The 13,969-nt window shown below is 73.6% G+C and carries 16 protein-coding genes; 8 read left to right on the forward strand and 8 right to left on the reverse strand.

Annotated features, from left to right (window positions below; all coding sequences use genetic code 11):
- Positions 1 to 26: 26 nt before the first annotated feature.
- A complete protein-coding gene (locus BLV02_RS27170; protein ID WP_069112382.1) occupies positions 27 to 419 on the forward strand; it encodes an MmcQ/YjbR family DNA-binding protein in 393 nt (130 codons plus the stop codon).
- Positions 420 to 425: 6 nt separating this feature from the next.
- Here BLV02_RS27170 and BLV02_RS27175 read toward each other — a convergent pair whose 3' ends face one another.
- Positions 426 to 1,019 (reverse strand): TetR/AcrR family transcriptional regulator, encoded by a 594-nt coding sequence (locus BLV02_RS27175; protein ID WP_069112383.1) that lies wholly within the window; start codon positions 1,017 to 1,019, stop codon positions 426 to 428.
- Positions 1,020 to 1,126: 107 nt separating this feature from the next.
- Here BLV02_RS27175 and BLV02_RS27180 point away from each other — a divergent pair, with 107 nt between their 5' ends.
- Positions 1,127 to 1,999, forward strand: coding sequence for an LLM class F420-dependent oxidoreductase (locus tag BLV02_RS27180; protein WP_069112384.1), 873 nt, complete (start codon positions 1,127 to 1,129; stop codon positions 1,997 to 1,999).
- Between the two features lie 14 nt (positions 2,000 to 2,013).
- Here the strand turns inward: BLV02_RS27180 and BLV02_RS27185 are convergent, their stop codons facing one another.
- The gene (locus BLV02_RS27185; RefSeq protein ID WP_069112385.1) at positions 2,014 to 2,592 is read right to left on the reverse strand and encodes a TetR/AcrR family transcriptional regulator; all 579 of its coding nucleotides are present in this window, start codon (positions 2,590 to 2,592) and stop codon (positions 2,014 to 2,016) included.
- Positions 2,593 to 2,666: 74 nt separating this feature from the next.
- Between BLV02_RS27185 and BLV02_RS27190 the strand changes: the two genes are divergently transcribed.
- Entirely contained in the window at positions 2,667 to 4,106 is a 1,440-nt protein-coding gene (locus tag BLV02_RS27190) for a DHA2 family efflux MFS transporter permease subunit (RefSeq protein WP_069112386.1), read from the forward strand.
- A gap of 128 nt (positions 4,107 to 4,234) precedes the next feature.
- Positions 4,235 to 4,585: a nuclear transport factor 2 family protein gene (locus BLV02_RS27195; RefSeq protein WP_069112387.1), complete on the forward strand. Its 351-nt coding sequence runs from the start codon at positions 4,235 to 4,237 to the stop codon at positions 4,583 to 4,585.
- A 56-nt stretch (positions 4,586 to 4,641) separates the two neighbouring features.
- Here the strand turns inward: BLV02_RS27195 and BLV02_RS27200 are convergent, their stop codons facing one another.
- From BLV02_RS27200 to BLV02_RS27210, 3 genes are read right to left on the reverse strand one after another with little or no spacing between them, the layout of a single operon-like run.
- A complete protein-coding gene (locus BLV02_RS27200; RefSeq protein ID WP_069112388.1) occupies positions 4,642 to 5,271 on the reverse strand; it encodes a DUF6518 family protein in 630 nt (209 codons plus the stop codon).
- 18 nt (positions 5,272 to 5,289) lie between these two features.
- Positions 5,290 to 5,802: a metallophosphoesterase family protein gene (locus tag BLV02_RS27205; RefSeq protein ID WP_069112389.1), complete on the reverse strand. Its 513-nt coding sequence runs from the start codon at positions 5,800 to 5,802 to the stop codon at positions 5,290 to 5,292.
- Positions 5,795 to 6,520, reverse strand: coding sequence for a class I SAM-dependent methyltransferase (locus BLV02_RS27210; protein WP_069112650.1), 726 nt, complete (start codon positions 6,518 to 6,520; stop codon positions 5,795 to 5,797). Before BLV02_RS27210 ends, BLV02_RS27205 begins: the two co-directional genes overlap by 8 nt.
- A 120-nt stretch (positions 6,521 to 6,640) precedes the next feature.
- Here BLV02_RS27210 and BLV02_RS27215 point away from each other — a divergent pair, with 120 nt between their 5' ends.
- Positions 6,641 to 7,843: a M14 family zinc carboxypeptidase gene (locus BLV02_RS27215; protein WP_171906779.1), complete on the forward strand. Its 1,203-nt coding sequence runs from the start codon at positions 6,641 to 6,643 to the stop codon at positions 7,841 to 7,843.
- Between the two features lie 10 nt (positions 7,844 to 7,853).
- Positions 7,854 to 8,885, forward strand: coding sequence for a M14 family zinc carboxypeptidase (locus BLV02_RS27220; RefSeq protein ID WP_069112391.1), 1,032 nt, complete (start codon positions 7,854 to 7,856; stop codon positions 8,883 to 8,885).
- 50 nt (positions 8,886 to 8,935) lie between these two features.
- Here BLV02_RS27220 and BLV02_RS27225 read toward each other — a convergent pair whose 3' ends face one another.
- Entirely contained in the window at positions 8,936 to 9,859 is a 924-nt protein-coding gene (locus tag BLV02_RS27225) for an ArsR/SmtB family transcription factor (protein ID WP_069112392.1), read from the reverse strand.
- A gap of 55 nt (positions 9,860 to 9,914) precedes the next feature.
- Here BLV02_RS27225 and BLV02_RS27230 point away from each other — a divergent pair, with 55 nt between their 5' ends.
- Complete coding sequence (locus tag BLV02_RS27230; protein WP_069112393.1) at positions 9,915 to 11,159, forward strand: MFS transporter; 1,245 nt, start codon at positions 9,915 to 9,917, stop codon at positions 11,157 to 11,159.
- Here the strand turns inward: BLV02_RS27230 and BLV02_RS27235 are convergent.
- Positions 11,108 to 11,995: an alpha/beta fold hydrolase gene (locus BLV02_RS27235; RefSeq protein ID WP_069112394.1), complete on the reverse strand. Its 888-nt coding sequence runs from the start codon at positions 11,993 to 11,995 to the stop codon at positions 11,108 to 11,110. The genes BLV02_RS27230 and BLV02_RS27235 overlap by 52 nt on opposite strands.
- A 63-nt stretch (positions 11,996 to 12,058) precedes the next feature.
- On the opposite strand from BLV02_RS27235, the gene BLV02_RS27240 reads away from it, so the two are divergent.
- Positions 12,059 to 12,664, forward strand: coding sequence for a TetR/AcrR family transcriptional regulator (locus BLV02_RS27240; RefSeq protein ID WP_069112395.1), 606 nt, complete (start codon positions 12,059 to 12,061; stop codon positions 12,662 to 12,664).
- On the opposite strand, the gene BLV02_RS27245 is transcribed toward BLV02_RS27240, so the two are convergent.
- Entirely contained in the window at positions 12,642 to 13,955 is a 1,314-nt protein-coding gene (locus BLV02_RS27245; protein WP_069112396.1) for an MFS transporter, read from the reverse strand. The two genes, BLV02_RS27240 and BLV02_RS27245, sit on opposite strands and share 23 nt — an antisense overlap.
- Between the last annotated feature and the right edge of the window lie 14 nt (positions 13,956 to 13,969).

Consider the following 13,969-nt stretch of genomic DNA (forward strand, 5'->3'; position numbering starts at 1 on the left):
CGGCCCGCGGGTCTACCGTTGATCACATGTGCGACTGGGACGACGTCACCCGCATCGCGACGGCGTTGCCGGAGGCGAGCGAGCAGGCCGGGCGCGACGGCCTGCGCAGCTGGCGGGTGCGCGACAAGACCTTCGTCTGGGAGCGGCCGTTGCGCAAGGCCGACGTCAAGGCGCTCGGCGACGCCGCGCCGGACGGGCCGATCCTCGGCGCCTGGGTGCCCGACCTCGGGGCCAAGGAGGCGATCCTCGCCGACGACCCGGAGGTCTTCTTCACCACGCCGCACTTCGACGGCTACCCCATGGTGCTGGTGCGGCTCGAGCGCATCGACGAGCCGGAGCTGGCCGAGCTGGTGGTCGAGGCGTGGCTGGACCGGGCGCCGAAGAAGGTCGCCCGGGCGTTCCTCGACGACACCCGCTGACGGTGATCAGCCGGCCGGCCGCACCCTGATGCCGTCGAGCGCCATGGTCAGGACGCGTTCCAGCTGGGCCGGATCGGCGAACGGGTACATCGTGACGCCGCCGACCAGGCGCAGCACGTCGTCGAAGGAGGCGTCGGGCCGGGCGTCGCCGGAGTCCTGAGCCCGCCGCAGCAGCGGCCGGCCGGCGTCGCCGATGGCCTTGCGGCACGTCGCGAACACCGGGGAGTCGTGGTTGAGCGCCTCGGCGATGGCCCGCTTCGTGGCCGCGTAGCTGACGAACCGGCGCAGCCAGCCGGCCAGCGCGGCCCACGGCGGCAGGCCGGCGAGCTCGTCGGCGGCGCGGCACAGCGCCTCGACCTCGTCGACGTAGACGCTCTCGAACAGGTCCTGACGGGTGGGGAAGTGACGGTAGAGGGTGCCGATGCCGACGCCGGCCCGCCGGGCGATGTCTTCCAGCGACGCGGACACGCCGGCCTCGGCGTATGCCTCGCGTGCGGCGGCGAGCAGCTTCTCGTAGTTGCGGCGGGCGTCGGCGCGCTTCGGCCGCCGCGCGAAGACGTCGACGGGCCCGCCGGGGGCCGCGCCGTCCGTGTTCGTCATGCCGTCACCTCACTCGACCGCCTTGCAAACGGAGGCAACCCTCCGTATGGTGATACGGAGGGGCCCCTCCACCTTAGTCGACCGCTTCCGAAGGACACCATCACGCCATGAAGGTCGGTCTGCAGATTCCCAACTTCACCTGGCCGAACGGTCCCGCCGCGCTGGGCGGCGAGCTGGCCGCCGTCGCCAGCACCGCCGATCGGGCCGGGTTCGAGTACGTCGCCGTCATGGACCACTTCTTCCAGATCCGCGGCGTCGGCCCGTCCGAGAACGACATGCTCGAGGCGTACACCACGCTGGGCTTCCTGGCCGCGCACACCGAGCGGGCCAAGCTGCTCACCCTCATCACCGGCATCCACTACCGCGAACCGGGCCTGCTGGCCAAGGCCGTCACTACGCTGGACGTGCTGTCCGGCGGGCGGGCGATCCTGGGCATCGGGGCCGGCTGGAACGAGGAGGAGTCCCGCGGCCTCGGCTTCCCGTTCCCGTCCACGTCCGAGCGGTTCGAGCGCCTCGAGGAGGCGCTGCGTTACCTGCTGCAGATGTGGTCCGACGACGACGGGCCGTTCGCGGGCCGGTTCACGCAGGCCGAGCGGCTGCTGAACTCGCCGCAGGTGCTGAGCCGTCCGCGTCCGCCGATCATGATCGGCGGTGGCGGCGAGAAGAAGACGCTGCGGCTGGTCGCGCAGTACGCCGACTCCTGCAACCTGTTCCAGGGCCCGCAGCTGCTGCACAAGCTCGACGTGCTGCGCCGGCACTGCGACGACGTCGGCCGCGACTACGACGACATCACCAAGACCGTCTACCACGTGCTCGACGTCGGCGAGAACGGCGAGCGGACGCAGCAGCTGATCGACGAGCTCGGGCAACTGGCCGAGCACGGCTTCGACGTCGCCGTGGGGTCGGTGCCGACGCTGCCGCGGCTGGACCCGCTCGAGCGCATCGGCGCCGACGTCATTCCGCAGGTCGAGAAGCTCTGATCCGCGGCGGTAGGTCAGTCGCCGGCGAGGGCGCGGAAGTGGACGAGGTCGCCGCCGCACACCTGGGTCACCAGCTCGACCGCGTCGGGGTCGTCCGAGCCGTGCAGTTGCAGCGCCAGCACGGTGTTGATCAGCATGCCGTGCGCGAGGAAGTCGGTCGCCTCCTCGGGTGAGAGCCCGGCCTCGTCGCGGACCAGCCGGTAGATCGCCATGAACCCGTCGCGCCCGGCCGGGCCGATGGCGGGGTCGCTGCCGAGGCTGAAGATGTGCAGCAGCGACAGCAGGATGCCGCGGTCGGCGACGAGGTCGATGTAGGCCTGGCCGAGCCGCTGGCGCACCGGGCGGCCGTCGTCGTCGGCGATGGCCGCCCAGAACGCGGCCTCGATGCGGTCGACCGCCCGCCGCGCGACCTCGACGAACAGTGCTTCCTTGCTGCCGAACGTGCGCACGACGTACGCCTGGCTGATGCCGGCGGCGGTCGCGATCTGGTCGGTGGTGGCGCCCGCATAACCGCGTTCGCCGAACACGACGCTGGCCGCGGCCAGGATCGACTCGCGCCGTTCGGCCGCTGGGAGCCGTTGCCTCGTCTCCATGGTTGACATGTTATCAGTCGATTACTACTGTCCAAGTAATCAACGGATTACAACCCTGATCGAGAGGTACGGCAATGGACGGCGTGCGATCCCGGCCGACGTGGCTGCTCATTCTGGCGGCGTCGGTGCCGATGTTCATGGCGGCGCTCGACAACCTGGTCGTGACCAGCGCGTTGCCCGTCCTGCGGCGCGAGTTCGACGCGTCCATCGAGGAACTGCAGTGGTTCGTCAACGCCTACACGCTGGCCTTCGCGGGGCTGATCCTCGTGGCCGTCGCGCTCGGTGACCGGTTCGGCCGGCGCCGGGTGTTCGCGCTCGGGCTGGCGCTGTTCACCGTCGCGTCGGCGCTGTGCGCGGTGAGCGTGGAGTCGTGGCAGCTCATCGCCGCCCGCGCGGTGCAGGGCGGTGCCGCTGCGGCGCTCATGCCGTTGTCGCTGACGCTGCTGTCGACGTCGGTGCCACAGCGGCTGCGGCCGATGGCGATCGGCGTCTGGGGCGGCGTGACGGGGCTGGGCGTCGCGCTCGGCCCGCTGGTCGGGGGCGCGGTCGTCGAGGGCCTGAGCTGGCACGCGATCTTCTGGCTGAACGTGCCGATCGGCGTGCTGTCGCTGCCGCTGGTGCTGGCGGTGCTGCCGGAGTCGTTCGGCCGCCGGGTCCGCATCGACCTCGTGGGCGTCGGCCTGGCCAGCACCGGGTTGCTCGCGCTGGTCTACGGCATCGTCCGGGCCGAGTCCGCCGGCTGGGGGAGCGCGCAGATCGTGACGATGCTGACCTCGGGTGTGGTGCTGCTCGCGCTGTTCGTGGCGTGGGAGCGGCGGACGAGGGATCCGCTGCTGTCGCTCGGGCTTTTCCGCGACCGCGGCTTCTCCGCGGCCAACGTGGTCGGCGTGCTGTTCAGCTTCGGCGTGTTCGGGGCGATCTTCATCCTCATCCAGTTCCTGCAGGTCGTGCAGGGGTACAGCCCGCTGGAGGCCGGCGTGCTGACGATGCCGTGGACGATGGCGCCGATGGTCGTCGCGCCGCTGGCCGGACTCGCGGTGCCGCGTCTGGGCACCCGGCTGCCGATCGTCACCGGCCTGGTCTTCGTGTCCGTGGCGCTGGCGTGGATCGCGCTGGTCATGACCGAGACCGTCGGCTACGGGCGGCTCGTCGGGGCGTTCGTGCTGGCCGGCGTCGGCATGGGCCTGGTCATCGCGCCGAGCGCCACCGCCGTCCTCGCCACCATCCGCGACGACGACAACGCGAAGGCGTCCGGCACCAACTCGGCGCTGCGCGAGATCGGCGTCGCGCTCGGCATCGCGGTGCTGACGGCGGTCTTCACCGGCGCCGGCGGGCAGCTCACGCCGACCGGGTACGTGGACGCGGCGGTGGTCGCGGTGCTGGTGGGCGCGGGTGTCGTGGGCCTGGGCGCGCTGGCCGCGCTCGCGTTGCCGCACGGCCGGACCGGGCGGTCCGTAGAGTCGGCGGCGGAGGCGCCGATGAGTTCGCGACCGCTCACCGGTACACCCCGGTGACAGCACCACTCACCGAGCCGCACCGGGAGACACCATGACCGAGACGACCACCACCACCGACGCCGGCGCCGTCCGGCCTCGGCGCGCCGAACGAGGATGCCGAGGCACCGCTGACCCCGTCGTTCGAGGTGCCGTGGCTGCAGCCGATCCCCACCGACCCGGCCGACACCGTCGAGGCGCGGACGGGGCTGCGGCTCGCGCTGCTCACCGAGGACGCCGTCCTCGAGATGCCGCCGGTCCCGCTCTGGTACCGCGGCCGCGACGACTACGGCCGGTTCATGGCGCGGCTGTTCGTGCTGCGCGGCGCCGACTGGCGGACGGTGCCGGTATGGGCCAACGGGCAGCCGGCGTTCGCGGCCTACCGCGCCGGGACCCTGCACACGCTGCAGGTCTTCGCGGTGGACGGTGGCCGGATCGCGCACACCGTCGTGTTCCAGGACCCGCGGGTGTTCGAGCTGTTCGGCCTGGCTTTGCAATGAGCACCTCTACGCACCACCCGCGCGGTGGTGCGTAGAGGTGCTCATTGCAAAGCGGCTCACGGCAACACGGAGATGAGGTCGGCGCTGTAGAGCACGACGAACGCGGCGGCGACCACCGCGGTGACGACGACGGCGAGGGCGGCGGCACGCGCCGGCAGCCGGCGGCCGGCGATCACGGCGGCGAGCAGGAGGACGCCGGCGACGATCGAGCCCCACCAGTACGGCGGGTAGGTCGTGTCGGCGACGTAGCGCAGGCCGTAGACGCCCTCGCCGGCGAGAACCCCGGCGACGGCCCCCGCACCGAGCGCCGCCCGCACAGGCGGGCCGGACCGCACCCATGCCGCCGCGAGACCGATCACCGGTCCGACGACGATCGCGGCGGCGCCCCAGAACACCATCAGCGCCGTCGACGACGGGAACCCGCGAACCTCGGCGCCGATCACGTACCCGGCCAGCAGCGTGAGCAGGGCAAGCGCTCCGGCGGCAGCCGCCACCACCGGCCGGCCCGCGGCCCACCACGCCAGGCCGAACGCGAGCACCGTCCACGCGCCGCTGGAGTTCGCCAGCGACCCCACCTCGTCGGGCAGCCAGCCCTGGGCGTAGGCGGTCAGCACGCCGAGCGCCAGCCCGGCGGCGGCGACGGCGGACAGGACGACGAGCGGGCGCCGCGGCGCGGGAGCGAACACGCGAGCAGGCTAGCGAGATCAGGGCGTGACGGGGACGATCTCCGCCGAGACGACCCGGCCGCCGCTCAGCGAGAGCAGGCCGACGGTGCCGTGCGGCTGACGGCGCTTGTCCGTCGGCGAGCCGGGGTTGAAAACGCGGAAGCCGCCGGACTCCTCGTTCCACGGGATGTGCGAGTGGCCGAACACGACGAGGTCGGCGTCGGGGAAGCGGGCCCGCAGCCGCGGCAGCCGACCGGAGGCCGGCCCGCTGTCGTGCAGCATCGCGACGCGCACGCCGGCGACGGTGATCAGCAGCTCCTCCGGGACGCCCGCGCCCCACGCGGCGACGTCGGCGCCGTCGTTGTTGCCGAGCACCGCGTGCACCGGCGCGAACGCCGCCAGCTCGTCCAGCACCGACGGCACGCACACGTCGCCCGCGTGCAGGATGAGGTCGGCGTCGCCGAGTCGCTGCGCCACCGCCGGCGGGCACGTCTTCCAGAACCGTGGCGCGTGCGTGTCGGACAGCACCGCCACCCGCGTGACGTCAGCCATCGACGGCTCTCGCGACGGTGATGATCAGGCGGCTGTCCGGCGCGAACGGCCGGCGGTCCCACCAGCCGTACCGTTCCTCGACGGCGAACCCGGCGGCAGCGAGCCGGGCGTCGAGCGTGGCGGCGTCGGTGAACCGGAGCGTGGCGCGGTCGACCCGAAGCGCCGTGCCGTCGCGGGTCCCGGTGGTCTCGGTCAGCGTGACCAGCCCGCCGCCGGCCGCCTCGACGTCGTGCCAGACGCGCAGCTCACGTCCGGCGTCGTCGACCACGTCCATGCCGTTCTCGGGCCGCCACGTCTCCCATTCGCGGGCGCCGGGGTTGCGCGTCTCGAAGGCGAACCGGCCGCCGCCGGCCAGCGCGCCGCGGATGGCCGCCAGCGACGCCGTCAGCTCGTCGTCGCCGCGCAACTCCTGGAACGCGTTGCCGGCCATGACCGCCAGCTCGAACTCGCCGGTGGCGGGCAGGTCGGACGCCTTGCCCTCGACCCACTCGACGTCGGTGCGGCGGCGCGCGCGGGCCAGCGCGGCGGGGTCGGGGTCGAGGCCGCGCAACCGGCCGGTGTGTCCCTCGGCGCGGGCGCGGCGCAGCAGCCCGCCCGGCCCGCACCCGACGTCGAGGACGGACCCGGCTGCCATGACCCGTTCGAGGTAGAAGTCGTCGCCCGGACCCCACGGGTTGAGCACCTCGTAGAGCGCCGCCGCGTCGTCGTCGGTGTACATGGCGACAGCCTCGACGGCCGCACCCGGCACGGTCAATCGAATTGGTGGCGCGGAGCCCGTGCCCTTTTGCGATGTGACGGCGATCACAGGGGTGTTATGTCACCGACTACAGGAGCCGCCATGCGCCGACGCACGTTCCTCGCTGGAGTCGCCGGACTGGGGGTGGGCGCCGCGCTGGCGCCGAGCGCCCACGCGGACCCGCAGTCGAAGCCCAACGGGCCGTGGCTGCAGCCGGACCAGACCGTTCAGAAGGCGGCTCTCACCGCGAACAGCGACCTCGGTCCGAAGCTGGCCTCCATCGCGGCCCGGTCGAAGGGCCGCATGGCCGTCGAGGTCGCCGGGCACTCGGCCGGCGGCTGGCCGATCCACCTGGCCCGGTTCGGCGAGCCCACGCCGGGCAAGCTGCCGGTGCTGATCCAGACCCAGATCCACGGCGGCGAGCCGCTCGGCACCGAGGTCGTCCTGCACCTCATGCAGACCCTCGCGACCAGCTCGCACCCGGCCGTCCGGGCCGTCCTGGAGCGGCTGACGATCTGGTTCATCCCGCGGCTCAACATGGACGGCGCCGACTTCCGCGACGCCACCGGGCACCTCGTCCAGCGGCGGCAGAACACGCAGCTGTGGACGCCGCAGGAATGGGGGCTCGCCGCCGCCGCGTCGCCGCCGTGGTACCTGCCGCGGTCGCTGCTGCAGCCGGGCCGCGTCTCCGGCTACGACATCAACCGCGACTTCCATCCCGACCTCACGTTCCGCCTGAAGCCGGGCGACGAGGCGCTGCTGCCGGGCGCGTCCGAACTGCCCGGGTTCTTCGTGACGCCCGAGGCCAGGACGTCGGCGGCGGTGTTCCAGCGGCTGCGCCCGGCGGTCTTCATCGACCACCACCACCGCGGCAGCAACGTGGAGTCCGAGACCGACAACACGCTCACGACGCTGCAGGTGATCGGCCTGGTCACCGAGGGCACGCCGGAGTTCCCGCTGGACCCGGCGGTGCGCGACCTGAGCTTCCGGATCAACGTGCTGGTCTGGGACACGCTGCGCTCGCTCGGGCAGTCCCCGTTCGGCGGCATCACCCGCTACCCCGACGTCGAGCTGCCGGGCACCGCGCTCGGCTCGTACGCCCTGAACGGCGCCGGGATCATGCTCTACGAGACCCGTTCGGTCGCCCAGAAGTCGATGGGCATGCTGATCAAGCAGTCGCTGACCGGCATGGGCGCGACCATCGAGGCGCTGGCCGGCGGCAGCATCGACGCCGTCGACCCGGCCCGGTACTTCGACATCCCGCCGGCCGGCCCGTCCATCGGCAACCCCCGCGACGACCTGTAGAGGAGGCACCATGCGCAGACTGCTCACCGGGCTCGCCGGTCTCGGCGTGCTCGCCACCGTGCTGACCGGCGCCGGGACGGCGGCCTCGGAACCGCCGCACCTGCCCGGCGGCCCGTGCCTGCAGGAGGACCAGAACGTCAGCCTGGCCAGCGTCGCCGACTACGACGACGTCGTGCAGGCGCTGGACCGGATCGAGCGGACCAGCCAGGGCCGCGTCAGCGTGCAGTCGGCCGGCACGTCCGGCGAGGGGCGCGAGCTGTTCTACGCCACCGTCGGCACCGGCCCGACCACGTTCTGGCTGCAGGCCCGCATCCACGGCAACGAATTGCACAGCACCGAGGCGGTCCTGCAGATCCTGGACCACCTCGCCAGCGGCTCGCCGGACGCCCGGCTGATCCGCGAGAACCTCACCGTCGTCGTCATCCCGATGTACAACCCCGACGGCGCCGAGGCGAACATCCGGCAGAGCACCACGCCGACCCGCATCGACCTCAACCGCGACTGGGAGAACTTCGCCCAGCCCGAGACCGTCGCCTTCTGGAAGCTCTGGCGTGACACCGCACCGGAGCTGGCGCTGGACCTGCACCACATGGGCCAGGCGCCGGTCGTCGAGGGCACCAACGACCTCAACCAGTTCCAGATCGGCGCCCGTTCCATCGACCCGAGCCGGATGACGGCCGAGCAGTGGCTGACCAACCGGCAGCTGGCGATGACCAGCGTCGACGCGCTCGCGCGGTACGGGCTGGCGAACGTCGCGCATTACCCGCTGATCGACATCACCAACGCCGGGCTCAGCCGGATGCTCATGGGCGGCACCGCGCCGGCCGGTGAGCAGCCGGTGCTGCAGAGCCCGACGAAGGGCGCGATCTTCTACGAGGTCCGCTCGGTGGGGCAGAAGAGCAACGGGCAGCTGGAGAACCTGTTCCGTATCCCGACGATGGCGGTGCTGCGGGCCGCTGCCGACGGATCGCTCGGCGCGCAGGACGTGTCGGGCTACGAGGACCTGCCGTTCGCGAGCCAGGAGCAGTGCGGCCGGTTCTGACACCTCCAGGGCACCGGGGCCGGTCCGTACGTGCGCGGGCCGGCCCCGGTCTACGTCCCGCCGCCGCCCAGGAGCGCGTCGCCGAGCGCCGTCCGGGCGTAGAGGACGACCCGGCCGGCGCGGTGCGACGTCACCAGGCCGGCCGCGCGCAGCGCGCTCAGGTGCTGCGACACCCCGCCGGCGGTGAGCCCGGTGCGACGGGCCAGCTCGCCGGTCGCGGCGGGGGAGTCCAGCTCGGCCAGCAGCAGGGCCCGGGACCGGCCGACCACCCCGGCCAGCGTGTCCGGCGCCGCCGGCCGGCCGCGCTCCCACAGCGTCGCGACGCCGCGGGCGGGGTAGCGCAGCACCGGCTGCCACGGCTGCTCCGTCTTCGACGCGACGTGCGGCCAGAGGAACGCCGACGGCACCAGCACCAGGCCGCGGCCGCTCAGCCGCCGCGTCTCGTCGACGTGCACGTGCCGGACGGCGAGGGTGTCGCCGGACCACGTGATCGCCGGGTCGAGGTCGGCGAACAGCTCCGGCGCACCGCCCGCGGCCAGCCGCCGGGCCCGGTACCGGACGTCGCCCTCGAGCAGGTCGCGCAGCCGCGGCCAGGACGGCGCCAGCGCCAGCTCCCAGTAGGCGGCGACCGTCTCGACCAGAGCGTCCAGCGCCGCACGTCCGCCGTCGACGATAGCCGGGTCGGTCGCGCCGAGCAGCACCAACTCGTCGGACAGCTCCGGAGTCGGCGTGACGGGCGTGGGCGCGAGGTAGCCGGGCAGCGTCCGCCCGTCCGACGGCACCCGCGCCGTCAGCGGGCGCAGGTCCAGCCCGGACCCGGCCAGCCGGGCCCTGGTCGCCTTGACCCACGGCAGGTGCAGCGCGTGCGCGGCCGGCTCGCGCAGCACCCGGATGCTCGCGACGACCTCCCACAGCGGCGAGAACGCGAACCGCGTGAGCGAGAGGTCCTGCGCGGTGAAGGTCAGCTGGAGCATTCAGCCCAGACTAAATCTCTCGTGGTGACGGCCGCCAGCCACGAGGGTGGCCGCCATGACCGCCATCGCCCCGCCGCGGCCGCGGCGCGACCTCCACCTGCTGTTCGCCGGCGCCGCCGCGAGCAAGCTCGGGATGGAGGTCGGCTCCTTCGCGCTGCCGCTGGTCGCCGTCCTCGCGCTGGACGCCTCGCCGGGCGAGGTCGGCCTGCTGGCGACGTTGACGACGGCGGCGTTCCTGCTCATCGGCCTGCCGGCCGGCGTCTGGGTGGACCGGTCTCGGCGCCGCGGCGTGATGATCGCCGCCGACGCCGCCCGCGCGCTGCTCTACGCGTCGATCCCGGTCGCGTGGTGGCTGGACCTGCTGACGATCGAGCAGCTGTACGTCACGGCGCTGCTGGCCGGCGTGGCGACGGTGTTCTTCGACATCTCCGCGCTGAGCTACCTGCCGCACGTCGCCGGGCGGGACCGTCTGATGTCGGCGAACTCGGTGCTGGGCAGCATCGACTCGGTCGTGCACATCGGCGGGCAGAGCGCCGCCGGGTTCCTCGTGCAACTGGTGTCGGCGCCGGTGACGATGGTCGCGACCGCGGTCGGCTACGTGCTGTCCGGCGGGTTCCTGCTGCGGATCCGGCGCCGCGAACCGGCCGTGGCGGCGCCGGGCGGGCCGCGCGAGCCGCTGGCCCGGTCGATCGCCGCCGGGGTGCGGTTCGTCGCCGGGCACCCGATCCTGCGCGCGGTCGCCGTCGCCGGTGCGATGACCAACCTCGGCATGCAGCTCGTGCTGGTCATGCTGCCGGTGCTGGTGGTGCAGCGGCTGGAGCTGTCGCCCGGCGTGCTCGGCCTGTTCTTCGCCGCAGGCGGCGTCAGCGGCCTGGTCGGCGCGGCGACCGCGACGCGGGTCGTCGGGCGGCTGGGGGCCGGCCGGGCGCTGTGGCTGCTCGGCCTGCTGGTCGCCCCGGCCGGGCTGCTGGTCCCGTTGATCGACGCCGGTGCCTGGCTGTGGGTGGCCGGGCTCGGCTGGGTGGTGCTGGCCTACAAGATCTCCGTCGACAACGTCGTGCTGATCAGCTTCCGGCAGCAGGTCACGCCCGATCACCTGCTCGGGCGGCAGAACGCGACCATGCGGTTCCTGCTGATCGGTGCGGTGGCGATCGGCGCCGCGCTGTCCGGCGTGATCGGCGCGACGGCCGGCCCGCGCGCGGCGATGTGGGCCGGTGCGGGCGTGCTGGCCGTCGTGTGGGTGCCGCTCTACCTGTCGCCGCTGCGGCGGCTGCGCGCGCTCACCGACGCGACCTCCTGATCCGCGGCGATCGCGACGATCTCGTCGGTGAGCTGCTGCGGCGCGTCGAGCGGGACGAACGTCCGCGACTTCGGCACCGGCACGAACCGGGCGTCGCGGAACCACTCCTGGATGCGCCGGCCCAGCTTCACCGAGAAGGCGGGATCGCCGGTGCCCCAGACCAGCGTGACCGGGCCCTGGAAGCGGTGCAGCCTGGCGGCGACGTCGAGGAGCTCCTTCGGATCGACGGCGCGCAGGAACCGCACCAGGTCGCGGACGACGCCGTCGTCACGCAGGGCCGGCTCGATCCACGCGCGGGTCAGCTCGGCCGGGAGGTCGTGCGCCAGCAGGCCGAACCCGAGCCACGACTGACGCAGCGGGCGGGCGCGCATCTGCCCGGCCAGGAAGCGGGCGCGGCGCTCGTTGCGCAATAGCGCGAAGAGCGGCTTGAAGGCGGCCGGCGGGAAGACGTCGACGCCGTCGCAGTTGGTGAGGACGACCCGTCCGATGCGGCGGGAGTCCTCGTCGATGGCGAACTGGCAGAGCGCGCCGCCGGTGTCGTTGCCGACCAGCGTCACCGCGTCCAGGTCGAGGGCGTCGAGGAACTCGACGATCAGGCGCGCGATGCCGCGGGGCGACAGGTCGGCGCCGGGCTTCATGGCGATCGGGTGGGCGCCGAGCGGCCAGGTGGGCGCGTACGACCGGATCCCGCGTTCCGCGAGGCGGTCGGCCACTCGCGTCCAGAGCGCCCCGTCGGTGAGGAACGCGTGGACGAACACGACGGGCGGCGCGGCGGACTCCTCGGGCCCCGCGACGCGGTAGTGCACTGTGCCGCCGGAGAGTTCGATCGTGGCCATGAGAGACCTCCTAGACTCGACACACAAACAAACAGGCTGCATGGGAGGTAACATACAGGCAGTATGAATGTTAAGCGTCGTACTCAAGCGGAACGGTCCGCCACCACGCGCACGGCGCTGGTCGGTGCGGCCCGGCGGCTTTTCGCTGCTCAGGGCTTTGCCGGCGTCGGCACCGAGGCGATCGTCCGGGAGGCCTCGGTCAGTCGCGGGGCGCTCTACCACCAGTTCGCCGACAAGACCGAGCTGTTCGCCGCCGTGCTGGATGATGTCGAGGCCGACGTCTCCCGGCAGCTCGCCGAGGCCGCGGGCGCCGCGGCGGACGCGGGCTTCGTCGCCGCCATGATGAGCGCGGTCGAGGCGTGGCTGGAGCTCTGCGACCGGCCGGACATCCAGCGCATCCTCCTCGTCGACGGCCCGTCGGTGGTGGGCTGGGCGCGGTGGCGCGAGATCTGCCAGCGACACGTCCTGGGGTTCATCCAGGCCGCCCTCGAGCAGGGCATGGCCGCGGGCGAGGTGGTGCGGCAGCCGATCGTCCCGCTGTCGCACGCGCTGATCGCGGTCGCGGACGAGGCGGCGATGTACGTGGCGGCCGCGGCCGATTCCGCCGCCGCCCGGGCCGAGATGGTGGTCGTCGCCCGTCAGTTCGTCACGGCGCTGCGCCCGGCCTGACCGCGGGCGCGCGGCTGCGGGTCGCGGCCAGGGCGGCGGCCGCCAGCAGGACGGCGAACACGCCGTAGGCGACCGCGGTGCCGTCGTCGAGGCTGGCCAGCGCGCCGCCACCGGCCCGGCCGAGCAGTCCGCCGACGGTCTCGGCGGTGATCACGGCGGTGGCCAGCTCGGCGGCGGGCAGGGGCCGGCCCGGCGCGGGCGCGGCCGTCGTCGCGCGCAGGTAGAGGCCGGGGTAGGCCAGCCCGACCCCGGCGCCGCCCGCGGCCCACGCGATCAGGGCGACGGCGAACTCGCGCGGCCCGGCGGCGAGGACGGCCGCCGCTGCCGCCGTCAGCGCGAGTCCGGCCGCCGGGACCTGCCGCTCCGGCCCGACCCGCGCGACCACCAGGCTGGTCAGGCCCCACATGAGCGGCGCGGCGCCGAGCACGATCGCCGCCCGCGCGAGGCTCACGTCGTAGTCGTCGGTCAGCAGGACGGTGATCAGGCTGTCGGCGCCGACGTACCCGGCGCCGAACAGCACCATCGCGGCCAGCGCGGACGGTGCGCCGCGGCCCAGCCGGGCCGTGCCCGCCGGCAGCAGCGCGACCGTTCCGCCGACGGCGGCCACGGCGCCCGCCACGGCGACCGGCCAGACCCCGTCCGCCAGCACGACGGCGGCCGCGCCCGCGGGCACGAGCAGCCCGGCCGGCCGCAGCCGTTGCCCGTCGTCCGTCGGCGCCTCGCCGCGGACCGCGCGCACCACCAGGAACCGCCCGGCCAGCACGACCGGCACCGGCGCCACCAGCGTCCACCGCCAGCCGGCCGCATGCTCGAGCGCGAGCGTCGCGGCCGGGCCGACCATCGCGGGCAGGATCCACATCGCCGACGACGCCGCGACCACTTTCAGCCGCAGCCGCTCGTCCAGCCGCCGGATCGCCGCGCTGATCCCGAACACCGCCAGCAGCCCGCTCGCCACCCCGCTGGTGAATTGGCCGAGCGCGAACGCCCAGGCCTGCTGCGCCGTCGCCGCGACCACCAGGCCGCCGGTGTAGTACGCGGTCCCGAGCGCCAGCGTCCGCCCGGCGCCCAGCCGCCGCAGCACCGTCCCGGCCAGCGGCATCGCGACGAACAGGCCGAGCGTGCCGCCCGCGATCAGCAGTCCGAGCCGCTCCCGTGCGCCGAGCTCGGCGGCGACGATCGGCAGCAGTGTCGACGCGACGAACGTGCTGACGGCGGCCGCGAACTCCAGCGCGATGATGCCCGCGGCGAGCCGGAGGTCGCCGGCCCGCCGTTCGCTCGTCCGTGTGTCCATGCGAGCATGCTAGC

Source organism: Jiangella alba, assembly GCF_900106035.1.
In the GTDB taxonomy this organism is placed as follows: Bacteria; Actinomycetota; Actinomycetes; order Jiangellales; family Jiangellaceae; genus Jiangella; species Jiangella alba.